Below are 13,483 nucleotides of genomic sequence, written 5' to 3'. Positions count from 1 at the left end.
CCGGCCCGCTGGAGGTGGCGGTGAGCGGACCGGCGGGGCCGGAGCGGGACGCGCTCGCCGCGGCGGCGCGGACGTCGCCCAGCCCGGGCGCGGTCGTCGTGGTCGGGGAGCCCGATGCGCCCGGCGTCCCGCTGCTCGCGGACCGGCCCCCGGTCGGAGGCCGCCCGGCCGCCTACGTCTGCCGCGGCTTCGTCTGCTCGGCACCGGTGACCGACGTGTCCGCTGTGGGCGCAGCGATGAGCCCTTCCTGAGGCGGAGCGTCGGCGATACGGTGTAACTGTGTAATCAAGACAGACCGTGGGAGGTCGCCATGCACGGACACCGTTTCGCCGACGCCGCTTTCGGACCCGGGTTCGGAGCGGGCTTCCGCCGCGGTCGAGGCCGTGGCCCCGGGGGGCGCGGCGGGGAGGCGCCCCCGCCGGTCGAGCGCGCCGAGGTCGCCGGCTGGTTCGCGGGCCGACTGCCCGAGGACTGGTTCACCGGTCCCGTCGACCTGATCATCGACCGGGACGAGATCACCGTCGTCGGCACGCTCCCCGAGCCCGCCGCCGGTGAGGGCGACCCGGCAGCGGCCCGGGCGGGCCGGATCGCCCGGTTCCGCGAGGAGACCCGTTCGCAGCGGATGGCCGTGGCCGACGCCGCCCAGGAGCGGTACGGGCGGTCGGTGGCCTGGGGCGCGGCCTGCGGCGAGGACCGCGAGGTCTTCACCAACGTCTCGGTGCCGGTGATGACGCGGCTGCGCCAGCGGGAGCGCCTGGTGCTGGACACGCTGGTCGATGCCGGCGTCGCCCGCTCGCGGTCGGAGGCCCTGGTGTGGGCGGTGCGCCTCGTCGGGCAGCACGCCGACGACTGGCTCGCGGAGCTGCGCGCCGCGATGGCGTCGGTCGAGGAGGTCCGCGGGCGGGGGCCGACGGTCAGCTGACGCCGGCGGGAGCGTCGCAGGGCCGGTCGACCGGCCGCGAGCGGGCACGGGTCCGGCCGTCAGGGACACTGGGCTCCGTGTCCGCCAGCGCCGTCCCCTCTGCCACCGACGTCCTGGTCGTCGGTGCGGGGCCGGCCGGGTCGGCGGCGGCCGCCTGGGCGGCCCGCGCCGGGCACGACGTCGTCCTCGCCGACGCCGCCGTCTTCCCCCGCGACAAGACCTGCGGCGACGGACTGACTCCCCGGGCGATCGCGGAGCTGGACCTGCTCGGCCTCGGCGACTGGGTGCGGGGACTTGCCCGCAACCGCGGGCTGCGCGCGGCCGGCTTCGGCCACGAGTGGCAGCTGCCCTGGCCGGGCGGCCGGTTCCCGGATCACGGCAGCGCGGTGCCGCGCACCGAGCTCGACGCGCGCATCCGCGAGGTGGCCGTGGACTCGGGCGCCACCCCGCTCGACGGCGCCCGGGCGGTGGACGTCGAGCGGGACGGGGACCGGGTCACCGCGGTGATCTTCGAGTCCGCCGCTGACGAGCAGTTCCGGGTGGCTTGCCGGAAGCTCGTCGTGGCCGACGGCGTCCGCTCACCGCTGGGCCGGGTGCTGGGCCGCGAATGGCACCGGGAGACCGCCTACGGCGTCGCGGCCCGGGGGTACGTCAGTTCCGGGCGCAGCGACGACGAATGGATCTCCTCCCACCTCGAGCTCCGCGGCACCGAGGGCGAGCTGCTGTCGGGCTACGGCTGGGTGTTCCCGCTCGGGGCCGCCGCGGGAGAGGTGAACATCGGGGTCGGCACCCTGGCCACGGCCCGTCGTCCGGCAGGGGTCCAGCTCAAGGCCCTGCTCGAGACCTACACCGACGCCCGCCGCGACGAGTGGCGGATCGACGGCCCGGTGCGGGCGCCCGCGTCGGCGCTGCTGCCGATGGGCGGGGCGGTGTCGGGTGTCGCGGGGCGCAACTGGGCGCTGATCGGTGACGCCGCCGGCTGCGTGAACCCGCTCAACGGCGAGGGCATCGACTACGGCCTGGAGACCGGTCGCCTCGTCGTCGACCTGTTCGGCGAGGACGACTGGTCGACGGCGTGGCCCGCCACCCTGCGGCGGCACTACGGGGAGTCGTTCTCCATCGCCCGCCGGCTGGCCGGTCTGCTGACGCTCCCGCGCTTCCTGCCCGCCGCCGGTCCGCTGGGGATGCGGTCCCGCGCCCTGATGACCGTGGCGCTGCGGGTGATGGGGAACCTGGTGAGCGACGAGGACCGCGACGTCGTGGCCCGGACCTGGCGCCTGGCGGGGAAGCTGTCGGTGAAGCTGGACGACCGCCCGCCGTTTCCCGCAGCAGACATGCGCCGCGCGCCGAAAGGAACCGGCTGATCTAAGGCATCCTGTTCATTCAGCCCAACGTGAGCCGTGGAGAGCTTGTGCTATTGCAGGTATTCAGCGTGGAGAATTATCGCAGCATTAGGCGTGCGCAAAAGCTGGGCTTAGAAGATCTGACGGTCCTCGTCGGCCCCAATAATGAAGGAAAGTCCAACATCATGCGCGCCATGGTGATGGGTATGCGCGTACTGCGTCGCGAGTCCTTGGCCGTGAGCCGCCGGGTCGTCATTCGTAGAGTGCAGGGGCATGTGGCGTACTCCTACGAGCGTGACTGCCCGATTGACCTTCAACAGCTCAAGAAAAAGACGACTCTCGAGTTTGACTTCAGGCTTACGGACCCCGAGCAGCGAGACTTTTTCGCCCTCACGGGCGTAAGACTCCAAACTGGATTGCGAGTGGCCCTGACGTTCGATGAAAAGAATGAGGTCGAATTCAAAGTTCGCAAGCAGGGGCCAGCAGGGACGACCCTGACGGCGCAGCGGGGTGCCATCGCGAAGTTCATAGCCGATCGACTGCGTCTGGAATACGTGTCGGCTATCCGCACAGCTCAGGCCGCGCAGAGAGTCGTTCTGGACATGGTGGAGGAGCGGCTCGATGAGCTGTCCGACTCGCAAGCGTATCGGGCCGCGGTAGCTCGGGTCCAGGAACTAGAACGGCCGGTGCTCAATGATCTCGCAACCGAGGTTGAGCGGACGCTGCGCGACTTTCTTCCACAAGTAAAATCCGTCTCCGTTGCGCTTGCTCCGAACGAAGGGCGAGCGTCTAGGCGGGATGTAATCGTGACCGTAGATGACGGCCACCCGACGCTGCTCGACGCAAAGGGTGACGGTGTTCAGAGTCTCGCTGCCCTGGCGTTGCTGCGGCAAGCCGCTGAGCGCGACCCGGGCCAGCTAATCCTCGCCATTGAGGAGCCAGAGGCTCATCTTCATCCCTCGGCCATCCATCAGTTGGGCCGCGTCCTTCGTCAGATCTCAGCGCGGGGTCAGGTCATCATCACGACCCATCACCCGATTCTCGTGAGCCGCGGGGCGTCTGCGAGCAATATCGTGGTTGAGGGCAGTGTCGCTCGAAAGGCTCGATCGGTCGCCGATCTGCGTAAGACACTTGGCGTGCGAACGTCGGATAACCTGACTAATGCTGAGTTGGTCCTCATTGTGGAAGGGGAGTCGGACGCACGGATCATCGGCGCGCTGGCAGGAACGCAAAACGAAGTCCTGAAGTCCGCGCTGGAAGAGGGGTTCCTGGCGATTCAGCAGACTCGGGGCGCATCGAATCTTTCATACGTGTTGCAGTCTTCTAAAGAGGCACTGGCGCAACAGCACGTCCTTCTTGACGACGATGTTGCGGGAAGGGAGTCCTACTCGAAAGCTCTCGGTGCGCAGCTCATTGAGGCCTCGGATGTCAATTTCATGAGAGCGCCTGGCAAGGGTGAAAGTGAGCTTGAAGATCTCCTGGTGGTCGACGTCTATCGCGCCGCGGTTGAGCAGTTGCTGGGAATCCAGCTAAGTGGAAACAAGTGGCGAAGCAATAAGAAATGGTCTGATCGTCTTGAGGCGGTCTTACTCGCGGCAGGGCGTCCGCACGACAAGAAGGTGCTCGTTGCGGCCAAGACCTTGGTCGCGGATGCTATATGTACTGCTCCCGCTGGTTCGGTAATGGTCACAGCGCAATCGGTCTTCGACAACCTTCTCCAGAGCCTGGAGCAGAAGCTCGCGGATCTGAACTACAAGCATTAGCCGCTGTGTCAGCCCACGAAGGGGCTCGAATACATCGCGAAGTAGACGGCGATGTGGTGGCACGTGGCCGCGACGATCGTCATCGCGTGGAACACCTCGTGGTAGCCGAAGGTGCCGGGCCAGGGGTTGGGTTTCCTGATCCCGTAGGCGACGCCGCCGAGGGTGTAGAGCAGCCCGCCGATGGCCAGCAGGACCAGCGACGTGATCCCGGCGATGTGCAGGATGTCGGTGAGGATGAAGACGGCGACCCAGCCCAGCCCGATGTAGAGCGGCACGCCCACCCAGCGCGGCGCCGTGGGCCAGCTGAGCTTCAGCACGACGCCGGCGAGCGCGCCGGCCCACACCCCGCCGAGGATCCAGTAGCCCCGGGGCTGGTCGACGGCCAGCAGCGAGAAGGGCGTGTACGTGCCCGCGATGAACAGGAAGATCATCGAGTGGTCGAGCCGCTTCATGATCTTCCAGCCGCGCGGTGACCAGCGGCGCCGGTGATAGAGGGCGCTGATCCCGAACAGGCCGCAGATGGTGAGGCTGTAGACCGCGACCGACAGCCCCGCCCGGTAGCCCAGGGCCGAGGCCAGCGGCACCAGCACGGCGCCCGCGACGATCGCGCCGAAGAACGCGAACAGGTGCAGCCAGCCCCTCATGCGGGGACGCGTGTCGGGGTGCTCCCAGTCCTTGTCGCCGTAGTCCGGCGCTGCCCAGGTGCGCTCGACCTGCTCGCCCTCGTCGAGGACGGCGGTGACGGCCTGGTGAGCCGGTGCCTCGAGCTCCGAGCCGTCGGACTCGACCCGGACGGTCTCGCGGTCGTCCGACGGCAGGCTCATGCACCGAGGTTACGGACGCGTAGGTACGCCGTCATCCGGAACGTGCTGTGAGCTTGCTGGGTGCCGGCCCACGGGGGCGGCCCGCTTCGGGGCGGGCTCCCTGCCGGGCTCGGCACGGGGGCCTAGGGTGGCCGGGTGAGGGCCCGCCAGAAGGTGCGCGAGGCGCTCACCCAGGTCTACGAGCGCCGCCTCGCCCGGGCGTTGGTCGGCGCCGATCTGCCCCACCACGTGGGCGTGATCATGGACGGGAACCGGCGCTGGGCCCGTGCCATCGGGCTCGAGGACGTCGCCCACGGCCACCGGCGGGGCGCCGACAAGATCGCGGACCTGCTGAGCTGGTGCGACGACGCCGGCGTCCGCGTCGTCACCCTCTTCATGCTCTCGACGGACAACCTGCGCCGGCCGGAGCCCGAGCTCAGCGCCCTGCTGCAGATCATCGAGGACGTCGCCATCGACCTGTCCCGCCCGGGTCGCCGGTGGCAGGTGCGCGCGATGGGCGCGCCGGAGGTGCTCCCGCCCGAGACGGTCGCCGTCCTCAAGCAGGCCGAGGAGGACACCCGGGACCGGCCGGGGGCGACGGTCAACCTGGCCGTCGGCTACGGGGGACGGCGGGAGATCGCGGACGCCGTCCGATCGCTGCTGGCCGAGCACGCCGCGCTCGGCACCTCCCTGGAGACCCTGGTCGACTCGATCGAGGTCGAGCACATCGCCGAGCACCTCTACACCCGGGGGCAACCCGACCCCGACCTGGTCATCCGCACCAGCGGGGAGCAGCGCATGTCGGGGTTCCTGCTCTGGCAGACCGCGAACACCGAGTTCCACTTCACCGACGTCTACTGGCCCGATTTCCGGCGGGTGGACTTCCTGCGGGCGCTGCGCGACTACTCCGCGAGACACCGCCGCTTCGGGGGCTGACGGCTTGCCGCTTCGGGGGCTGACAGGAGCGGCTGCGAAACTGCGGTCATGGCAGCCCTCGACCTTCCCCTCGAGTACGTGCGGCTGGGGCTGCGCTTCGACCGGCTGGAGTCCGGCTTCGTCGATGCCTACACCGGCGATCCCCGTGTGCGGGCCCAGGTGGAGGACGAGCCCGCGCCCACCCCGCAGCTCCTCCGCGACCAGGCGCGCGGCCTGCTGCGCGAACTGGACGCCGCCGGCCTCCCCGCCGACCGGACCGAGTTCCTGCGCGGGCAACTCAACGGCCTGGAGTGCACCGCGCGGAAGCTGAGCGGCGAACCGGTGGGGTTCGCCGACGAGGTGCGCAGCTACTTCCAGGTGGACGCCGTCCTCGGGGATCCCGAGGTCTACGCCGCCGCCCATGCCGAACTCGACGCGCTGCTGCCGGGGAACGGGCCGTTGGCCGAGCGCTACGCGGCCCACCGGCGCCGTGAGGAGTGCCCCCCGGCGCGGCTGGAGGCCGCGGTGCACGCCCTGTCCAGCGCGCTGCGGGACCGGGTCCGCGACCGCTACCGCCTCCCCGAGCTGGAGACCGTCCGCTACGAGGTGGTCACCGACAAGCCCTGGTCGGGGTTCAACTACTACGAGGGCGACTTCCGCTCGCGGGTGGCGATCAACGCCGACCTGCCGCACCGGCTCTCGCAGCTGCCGCACCTGGTCGCGCACGAGTCCTATCCCGGGCATCACACCGAGCACTGCCGCAAGGAACAGGGTCTGGTCGAGCGCGCGAACCGCGTCGAGCACACCGTCTTCCTGGTCAACACCCCCGAGTGCCTGATGGCCGAGGGCCTCGCCGACCTCGGGGTCCAGGCCTCGATCGGCGAGGGCTGGGGCGCCTGGGCGGCGGAGGTCCTGGCCGACCTGGGGCTCCGCTTCGACGGCGACCTCGCCGAGCGCCTCTCGGCCGCGGCCGCGCCGCTGAACCGGGTGCGCCAGGACGCCGCCGTCCTGCTGCACGACCGGGGCGCCGGCACCGACGAGGTCGTGGCGTACCTGGAGCGGTGGTCGCTGGTGAGTTCCGAGCGGGCGGCGCAGCAGATCCGGTTCCTCACCCACCCGCTGTGGCGGGCGTACACCTCGACGTACGTCGAGGGCTTCGACCTGCTGTCCCGCTGGCTCGCCGACCGGCCGGCCGACCAGCCGGTGGCCGACCGCTTCCTGCGGCTGCTCGACGAACCGCTGACCCCCCAGGCCGTGCTGGCCGAGCTCGGCGCTGCCTGACCGATGGCCCGCGACCCCCGGGAGGCCCGGACGCTCGGTGTGTGGACGGCGTCCTGGCTGGCCGTCCTGTTGCTGGCCGGGCTGCTGTGGGTGGGCGATCTCTCGGTGCAGTGGCCGGTGCTGCTGGTCCCGGCGCTCTGGGCGCTGGTCGCCCTCCGCCCGCGTCGTCGGGAGCGGGGCCGTCCCCGCGGGTGGGAGGAGCTGCCCGCCCCGGTGCGCACCGACACGGTGGAGCGGCCGTACCTGCAGAACCGGCCGCCCCGGCGCCACGAACCCGACTGACCCGCGCCACGGGTGGGGTCACTGGGACGGCTGTACCCCTTCGGGGGACACGCTCACTCCCGATAGGGGGAGAAGACACGAATCTGTCACCTGGCGGGCCTAGCGTCCGCAGTGGATGACGAGCTGCCCTCGCCGTCCACGGGAGGCCCGGTTGGTGCTGACGAGTTCGTCGACCAGGGGGGCCGGCGTCCGGCCTCTGCGCCGGGGCCCGGCCACCTTCGAGCGGGGGCGTGCCGTGCGCCCCACGGGAGTCGCTTCGTGACCACTGGCCGCCGAACGTTCGTCCTCGACACCTCCGTCCTGCTCTCCGACCCGGGCGCGCTGATGCGCTTCGGCGACTCCGACGTGGTTCTCCCGCTCGTCGTCATCGGGGAGCTGGAGGACAAGCGCCACCACCCCGAACTCGGCTGGTTCGCCCGGCAGGTCCTGCGCATCCTCGACGACCTGCGGGTCACGCACGGCCGGCTCGACGCCCCGGTGCCGGTCGGTGAGGACGGCGGCACGCTGCACGTCGAGCTCAACCACAGCGACCCGTCGGTGCTCCCCGCCGGCTTCCGCAACGACACCAACGACAGCCGGATCATGGTCGTCGCGCTCAACCTGCGCGCCGAGGGCCGCGACGTCTGCCTGATCACCAAGGACGTGCCGCTGCGCGTCAAGGCGGCCGCGGTGGGCCTGGACACCGACGAGTACCGCATGCACGACGCCGTCGAGGTCGGGTGGACCGGCATGGCGGAGGTGTCCCTGGACGACGCCGAGCTCGACGAGCTGTACACCGACGGCGAGGCGTTCGTCCCGGCGGCGGCCGAGATGGCGACGCACACCGGCCTCGTGCTGCTCTCCTCGCGGGGGTCGGCCCTCGGCCGGGTCACGCCCGACAAGCAGGTGCGGCTGGTGCGCGGCGACCGCGAGGCGTTCGGCCTGCACGGCCGGTCCGCCGAGCAGCGCATCGCCCTCGACCTGCTGCTGGACCCCGACATCGGCATCGTCTCGCTCGGCGGCCGGGCCGGCACCGGCAAGTCCGCGCTGGCGCTCTGCGCGGGCCTGGAGTCGGTGATGGAGCGCCGGGCGCACAAGAAGGTGGTCATCTTCCGGCCGCTGTACGCCGTCGGTGGGCAGGAGCTCGGGTACCTGCCGGGCGGCGAGAACGAGAAGATGTCGCCCTGGGCGCAGGCTGTCTACGACACCCTGGGTGCGCTGGTCTCGCCCGCGGTCATCGACGAGATCGACTCGCGTGGCCTGATCGAGGTGCTGCCGCTGACCCACATCCGCGGCCGGTCGCTGCACGACTCGTTCGTCATCGTGGACGAGGCGCAGTCGCTCGAGCGCGGGGTGCTGCTGACCGTGCTCTCGCGGTTGGGTTCGGGTTCGCGCGTCGTCCTCACCCACGACGTCGCCCAGCGGGACAACCTGCGGGTCGGCCGGCACGACGGCATCACGGCGGTGATCGACGCGCTCAAGGGACATCCACTGTTCGCCCACGTGACCCTGACCCGGTCGGAGCGCTCACCGATCGCCGCACTGGTCACCGAGATGCTGGAGGACCTCCCCATCTGACCCCCGCCCGCCGCGACTGGCCACCCATTGCGGGTGCTGTTCCACCATTGCTCCTGCTGCAGCAGCCGCAATGGTCGGACAGCACCCGCAATGCGTCAGGACCCGTGCCGCGAGCCGCGTGAACGTGCCCGCTGGACACGCTCGCCGAGGCGTTGGGGATCGTTCAGATCGGTCCAGGTCCACCGGACGACGTCCCAGCCCTCGTCCCGGATGGCGTCCTCGCGACGTTTCTCCTCGAAGACCGCCTCACCGGGGTCCTGCCCGGGGCGGAGGAGACGTCCGTACTTCATCCGGCCGTCGAACTCGCCCACCACCCGATCCGCCTCCCAGGCGACGTCGGTCCGGGCGACGAACGCACCGGCCGGGGTCCGCACCTCGAACTGGAGCGTCGACGGCGCCAGTCCCAGCTCGTGCAGGATCACGCGGCTCCGACTCTCCCCGACGCTTTCGCTGCGGCTGTCGGCGAACCCGACCACCCGGGCGGCGTGCCGGCTGCCCCTGGTCCCGGCGATGTCGAACAGGCGCCGCTCGAGAAGGTCCCGCGCGAGCACGCCCTCGTGCAGCGCCGCGTCGAGCGCCACCACGCCCGCTTCGAACGGCAGGCTGCGCGCCAGGTCGAGCACCGTCCGGGCGACGTCCGTGACCCGGAGGCCGCCGACCACCGCGACCTCGTCGTCCCTGAGCCGAGCGACGTGGCAGCGGAGGGGGCCGGTGGTCTGGCTGGAGGCCGGTGGCCGGCGGGTGACATGGACCTTGTCCAGCTGCACTCCCCAGAGCGGGAGACCGAGCAGCACCGCAGCCGACTGGTGGCTGACCACGGCCGGCCGGCGCAGATCGGCGAGCGTCGCGGCCACCAGCAGCGCGTGCCGCGCGACGGCCGTCGTCGGCAGCTGACCGTCGAGGTACGCGCCGCGGCGGACCCGTGCCCAGGTGCGGCGGCGGATCAGCCGCGCGAGTTCCTCGTCGGACCGGCCGTCGGCCAGTGCGGCGCGGCGGAGGACGAGGCGGTCGGGGAGCCGAGAGTCGTGCATCGCCCCAGCGTCGCGGCGCTGCCCTGAGGGAGCGGCGCGCCTCGGAGTTCCGTGGACAGTGCAGGACCCCTGTGGACAGAAGCCTCGGGGCGCCGCATTGCAGGTGCCGTTCCACCATTGCGGACGGCGCAGCAGCCGCAATGTCGGAACACCGCCGTCAATGGAGCGGCAGCGACCGACTGTGGCGCGCGTCAGGCGGTCGGGACGGGCTCGCTGTCCTCGGCCGGCGGCTCGGCGGCGACGGTCACGGGGCGCGCTTTCGACTTCGGTCCGGTCGTCGTGCGCGGGGTGCTCGCGAAGCGGAGCAACGCCACGGCTCCCCATCCCGCCGCCAGACACCAGAGCAGGCGGGTGGTGACCTCCTCGGTCGTGAGGTCGCCCCGCAGCCCCAGGGCGAGCACGGGCAGGGCCAGCACGAACCCGGCGAGCAGCACGTCCCAGCGCAGCGGACTCATGCCTTCGTGCTCTCCAGTCGCTCACAGAGCAGCGAGGCCCAGCGGTGCGGGGTCGCCCGGACGCCGTCCAGCATCGCCACCGGGGCGGGCACCCGGCGGAGGACGGCGGCGGGGTCGGCGCTGAGGTCCGTGTCGGTGACGATGAGGGCGTCGACCCGGGGGAGTCCGTCGATCCAGGGCTCGAGGTCCTCGGGCTTGCGCGTGGCCTCCACGACGACCCACACCGCGGCCGGTGACCAGATGGCCAGCATCTGCGACATCCAGTAGGCGTCGGTCCGCATCGGGGCGTCCACCGCGACGATCGTCACGGTCCCGGACTCCGCGGCGTCCTGCCGGCGGTCCAGGGCCGTCTCGACGGTCGTCACACGGCTGCTCTTGGGCGCCAGGCCGGCGAGCTCGCCGCGGGTGGCCCACTGCACGCTGTCCGGGTCGAGCCGGAGTGAGGCGGCAAGGCTCCGCGCGGCGCGCAGCGTCTCGAAGCCCGGGCCGACCACGAACAGCACCTCGCCTGCGCCGCAGGGCAGCTCGGGAGCCGCAGGCAGCCGCATGGCCAGCGCACGGGTGAGCGCGGCGTAGGTGCCGTGGCCGGCGACGTCGTCGGCGAACGTCGCCCCGAGGAGGGAACCGGGCACGCCCAGGGCCTCCAGCCGGCCACGCAGGTCGCCGAGGGCGTTCCGCGCCGGGGACATCGGAGCGACGGCCGCTTCCGGAGCCAGCACGTCCTGCTCGCGCGCGGACTTGGGGGCGGACTGCGGTTCCGACGGCGCGGAGAGCGCGTCCTCCGGCGCGGCGGTGTCGAGCTCGGGCATCTCCGGGGTCTCCGGCGTGGCCATGAGCGGCGCCACCGGCAGGCGCGTGACCGTCGCCCATGACCGGGTCGCGGTGGTGGCGAAGACGGCCGCGGCGTCGGACGTCTCGATGCCGGCGGCCGGGGAGGCCGGCTCGTCCGGCGCCGGGGGAGCCGGCGGGGTGGCGGACGTGGCGGCAGCGCGCGGGGTCAGCGGCCGGGACGCCGGCGGCACGGGCGGACGGCCCCGACCACGGGACGACGGCAGCGGCGGCAGCAGCGAGAGCGGCGGCATCACCGTGGTGGCGTCGAACGACATCATCGGGGCGGGGTCGCTCGCGGTCCGGGCCATGGTCGGTGCGAGCTCCGTGACCTCCGCCTCGACCTCGGCCTGCACCTCCGCCTCGACCTCGACCGCTTCGTCGGCTGCGGCCTCGGCGGGGACATCCTCGGCGGCGGTCGCTCCCGGCACCTCGTCGACCTGATCGGCGACGGGGATCTCGACCCGCTCGTCCGCCTGGGTGCCGACGGCGGTGGCCTCGCTCCCGACCGTGTGGATCTCGGTGTCGGCACCGGTCTCGATGTCGGCGGCGGTGGTCGCGGCGTCCTCGACGTGGATGTCCGTGTCGAGGGCCGGCACGTCCGTGTCAAGGACCGGCACGTCGGCGGTTACGGCCGGCGCGTCCGTGTCAAGGACCGGCACGTCGGCGTCCACGACGGGCACGTCCGTGTCGAGGGCCGGCATGTCGACGTCGACGACGGTGGCCGCGATGTCGTCGACGGTGGTCTCGGCATCGTCGGTGTGGCTCCCGGCGTCGACCGGGCCCTCGAGAGCGGTCTCGGCCAGGGGCCCGTCGGCGGCCTCGGCGGCGGGGACGTCGTCCACGGTGGACAGGTCGTCGACGGCAGGCGTCTCGTCCGCAACGACCTCGTCCGCAGGGGCCTCGACCATGGTGAAGCCGTCCGCGACGACCTCGTGGGCGGCGGCGTCGATACGGGCAGGGTCGTGACCGACGAGGTCGACAGGAGCGTCGGTGTCGGCCGTCTCGGTGCCGACCGGCTCGACGGAGGCGGCGACTGTCTGGGCGACGTCGGCCGGCTCAGCCACGTGGGCGGATCCGGCCTCGGCCGTGAGCTCGGGCGCCGCCTGCTGGTGGGTGACCTCGGCCCAGATGGGCGCGTCCGACTGCCGCACGCGGGAGACCGCGACCGTCACCGGGTCACCCCAGAGCGGCGCGGGGGAGGGGTCGCCCCACATGGAACCGACCGGGGGCGCGAAGAGCGGCGGCAAAGGCAAGGGGGCGGGCGCGGCGTAGAGGGGGGCGGGCGCGGCGTACAGGGGGGTGGGCGCGGCGTACACCGGAGCCGGCGGGACGACGGCGGGGGCGGACGGCGCCGGCACGGGCGCGGCGTCCGGGAAGAGCGAGGGAGCGGCAGCCGGAGCCGAAGCGACGACGGCGGGCACGGCCGGCTCGAAAACGGGCGGCAGCTCGACCGCGACCGGCGCTTCGGGCTCGGCCACTTCGGCCACCTCGGGCGAGACCGGCGAGACCCGCGAGACCGGCGAGACCGGCGCAACGGGGGCGACGACGGAGGGAGCGGCCTCCGCGGCGAGGACGACCTCGGGAAGGGGGCGGACCGGGACGGCGAGCTCCGGCTCGGCCAGCGCGGTCTGCGGTGCCACGCCGGCCAGGACCTTGCGCAGGATGCCGGCGAGGGCGTCGTCCGAGTGCCCCTGCGCCAGGGCGGAGCGCAGGACCTCGGCGATGGCCTCCTCGCGGGAGGAGACGGACGGCACGAGCACCTCCGGCTCGGCAGCCCAGGCGGGGACACCCACCGGCTGGTCAGCGGACGTGGAGGGCGCGATGACCTGATCTCCCACCGTTTCCTCCTTCTGGCGGGCCGCGGGCGGCGCCACCGGTGTGTCTGCTGGGCCGAACGCCCCGGGCCGGGACCGCCACGAGTCCCCGTCGCCGCGCGGTCGCGGAGCGGCGGGGCCGTCCAGGGCTTCCCGGACTGCCTGGCGCACGTCCCGGTCCCCGGCGACCATCCGCGCGAGTGCGGCGGTGAAGGGAGACGGCGCGGCGGGGACGGCGAAGCCGCCGTCGTCACCGCTGAGGTCGTCGTCGAGCAGCGCCGGGCGCTCGTCCCGCGGGGGGGCGGAGCGCCGGAACTCGGCGCGCGGGTACTCGTACCGGCCGGGGGCGGCCGGTTCCGGCGCGGTCGCGTGCGGTGCCAGCAGGCCGGCCAGCTCGCTCACGCGGTCCTGGTCGGCGCCACCCACGGCGGGCCGACGTCCGGCCGGTCACGGCGCCCCGGCCGGCGTCTCCGGCACGGACCGGGC

At 72.4% G+C, this 13,483-nt stretch carries 11 protein-coding genes and 1 pseudogene; 8 read left to right on the top strand and 4 right to left on the bottom strand.

What is annotated here, in order from left to right; translation table 11 throughout:
* The 4 genes and pseudogenes from E4P39_RS21915 to E4P39_RS21900 all read left to right on the top strand — a co-directional run.
* Nucleotides 1-251, top strand: a pseudogene (locus tag E4P39_RS21915) (N-acylglucosamine 2-epimerase); the annotation flags it as partial.
* 59 nt (nucleotides 252-310) lie between these two features.
* Entirely contained in the window at nucleotides 311-922 is a 612-nt protein-coding gene (locus E4P39_RS21910; protein WP_135138765.1) for a hypothetical protein, read from the top strand.
* A gap of 77 nt (nucleotides 923-999) precedes the next feature.
* Nucleotides 1,000-2,286, top strand: coding sequence for a geranylgeranyl reductase family protein (locus E4P39_RS21905; protein WP_135138764.1), 1,287 nt, complete (start codon nucleotides 1,000-1,002; stop codon nucleotides 2,284-2,286).
* A gap of 68 nt (nucleotides 2,287-2,354) precedes the next feature.
* Nucleotides 2,355-4,028: an ATP-binding protein gene (locus E4P39_RS21900; RefSeq protein ID WP_135138763.1), complete on the top strand. Its 1,674-nt coding sequence runs from the start codon at nucleotides 2,355-2,357 to the stop codon at nucleotides 4,026-4,028.
* An 8-nt stretch (nucleotides 4,029-4,036) separates the two neighbouring features.
* Here the strand turns inward: E4P39_RS21900 and E4P39_RS21895 are convergent, their stop codons facing one another.
* The gene (locus tag E4P39_RS21895; RefSeq protein WP_135138761.1) at nucleotides 4,037-4,852 is read right to left on the bottom strand and encodes a hemolysin III family protein; all 816 of its coding nucleotides are present in this window, start codon (nucleotides 4,850-4,852) and stop codon (nucleotides 4,037-4,039) included.
* Between the two features lie 135 nt (nucleotides 4,853-4,987).
* Here E4P39_RS21895 and E4P39_RS21890 point away from each other — a divergent pair, with 135 nt between their 5' ends.
* The 4 genes from E4P39_RS21890 to E4P39_RS21875 all read left to right on the top strand — a co-directional run bounded on the left by E4P39_RS21890 (nucleotide 4,988) and on the right by E4P39_RS21875 (nucleotide 8,866).
* Nucleotides 4,988-5,767 (top strand): isoprenyl transferase, encoded by a 780-nt coding sequence (locus E4P39_RS21890; protein ID WP_135138760.1) that lies wholly within the window; start codon nucleotides 4,988-4,990, stop codon nucleotides 5,765-5,767.
* Between the two features lie 48 nt (nucleotides 5,768-5,815).
* On the top strand, nucleotides 5,816-7,027 hold the full coding sequence (locus E4P39_RS21885; RefSeq protein ID WP_135138758.1) for a DUF885 family protein: 1,212 nt from the start codon (nucleotides 5,816-5,818) through the stop codon (nucleotides 7,025-7,027).
* A gap of 3 nt (nucleotides 7,028-7,030) precedes the next feature.
* Nucleotides 7,031-7,309: a hypothetical protein gene (locus tag E4P39_RS21880; protein ID WP_135138756.1), complete on the top strand. Its 279-nt coding sequence runs from the start codon at nucleotides 7,031-7,033 to the stop codon at nucleotides 7,307-7,309.
* A gap of 258 nt (nucleotides 7,310-7,567) precedes the next feature.
* Nucleotides 7,568-8,866 carry a PhoH family protein gene (locus E4P39_RS21875; protein WP_135138755.1) on the top strand — a complete coding sequence of 433 codons (1,299 nt, stop codon included), beginning with the start codon at nucleotides 7,568-7,570 and terminating at the stop codon, nucleotides 8,864-8,866.
* A gap of 95 nt (nucleotides 8,867-8,961) precedes the next feature.
* On the opposite strand, the gene E4P39_RS21870 is transcribed toward E4P39_RS21875, so the two are convergent.
* From E4P39_RS21870 to E4P39_RS21860, 3 genes are all read right to left on the bottom strand, one after another.
* On the bottom strand, nucleotides 8,962-9,897 hold the full coding sequence (locus tag E4P39_RS21870; protein WP_135138753.1) for a hypothetical protein: 936 nt from the start codon (nucleotides 9,895-9,897) through the stop codon (nucleotides 8,962-8,964).
* 191 nt (nucleotides 9,898-10,088) lie between these two features.
* The gene (locus E4P39_RS21865) at nucleotides 10,089-10,352 is read right to left on the bottom strand and encodes a hypothetical protein (protein WP_135138752.1); all 264 of its coding nucleotides are present in this window, start codon (nucleotides 10,350-10,352) and stop codon (nucleotides 10,089-10,091) included.
* Nucleotides 10,349-13,399 (bottom strand): hypothetical protein, encoded by a 3,051-nt coding sequence (locus tag E4P39_RS21860; protein WP_135138750.1) that lies wholly within the window; start codon nucleotides 13,397-13,399, stop codon nucleotides 10,349-10,351. Before E4P39_RS21860 ends, E4P39_RS21865 begins: the two co-directional genes overlap by 4 nt.
* Between the last annotated feature and the right edge of the window lie 84 nt (nucleotides 13,400-13,483).

Origin of the sequence: Blastococcus sp. CT_GayMR19 (assembly GCF_004570385.1) — a bacterium.
Taxonomy (GTDB): Bacteria; Actinomycetota; Actinomycetes; order Mycobacteriales; family Geodermatophilaceae; genus Blastococcus_B.
The sequence above is the reverse complement of the archived record's forward strand: the minus strand, read 5'-3'. Positions and strand labels throughout refer to the sequence as shown.

Bases quoted from the DNA above. Each gene is read 5' to 3' on its own strand.
- E4P39_RS21910 (WP_135138765.1), top strand. From the start codon at position 311: ATGCACGGACACCGTTTCGCCGACGCCGCTTTCGGACCCGGGTTCGGA.
- E4P39_RS21895 (WP_135138761.1), bottom strand. From the start codon at position 4,852: ATGAGCCTGCCGTCGGACGACCGCGAGACCGTCCGGGTCGAGTCCGAC.
- E4P39_RS21885 (WP_135138758.1), top strand. From the start codon at position 5,816: ATGGCAGCCCTCGACCTTCCCCTCGAGTACGTGCGGCTGGGGCTGCGC.
- E4P39_RS21880 (WP_135138756.1), top strand. From the start codon at position 7,031: ATGGCCCGCGACCCCCGGGAGGCCCGGACGCTCGGTGTGTGGACGGCG.
- E4P39_RS21870 (WP_135138753.1), bottom strand. From the start codon at position 9,897: ATGCACGACTCTCGGCTCCCCGACCGCCTCGTCCTCCGCCGCGCCGCA.
- E4P39_RS21865 (WP_135138752.1), bottom strand. From the start codon at position 10,352: ATGAGTCCGCTGCGCTGGGACGTGCTGCTCGCCGGGTTCGTGCTGGCC.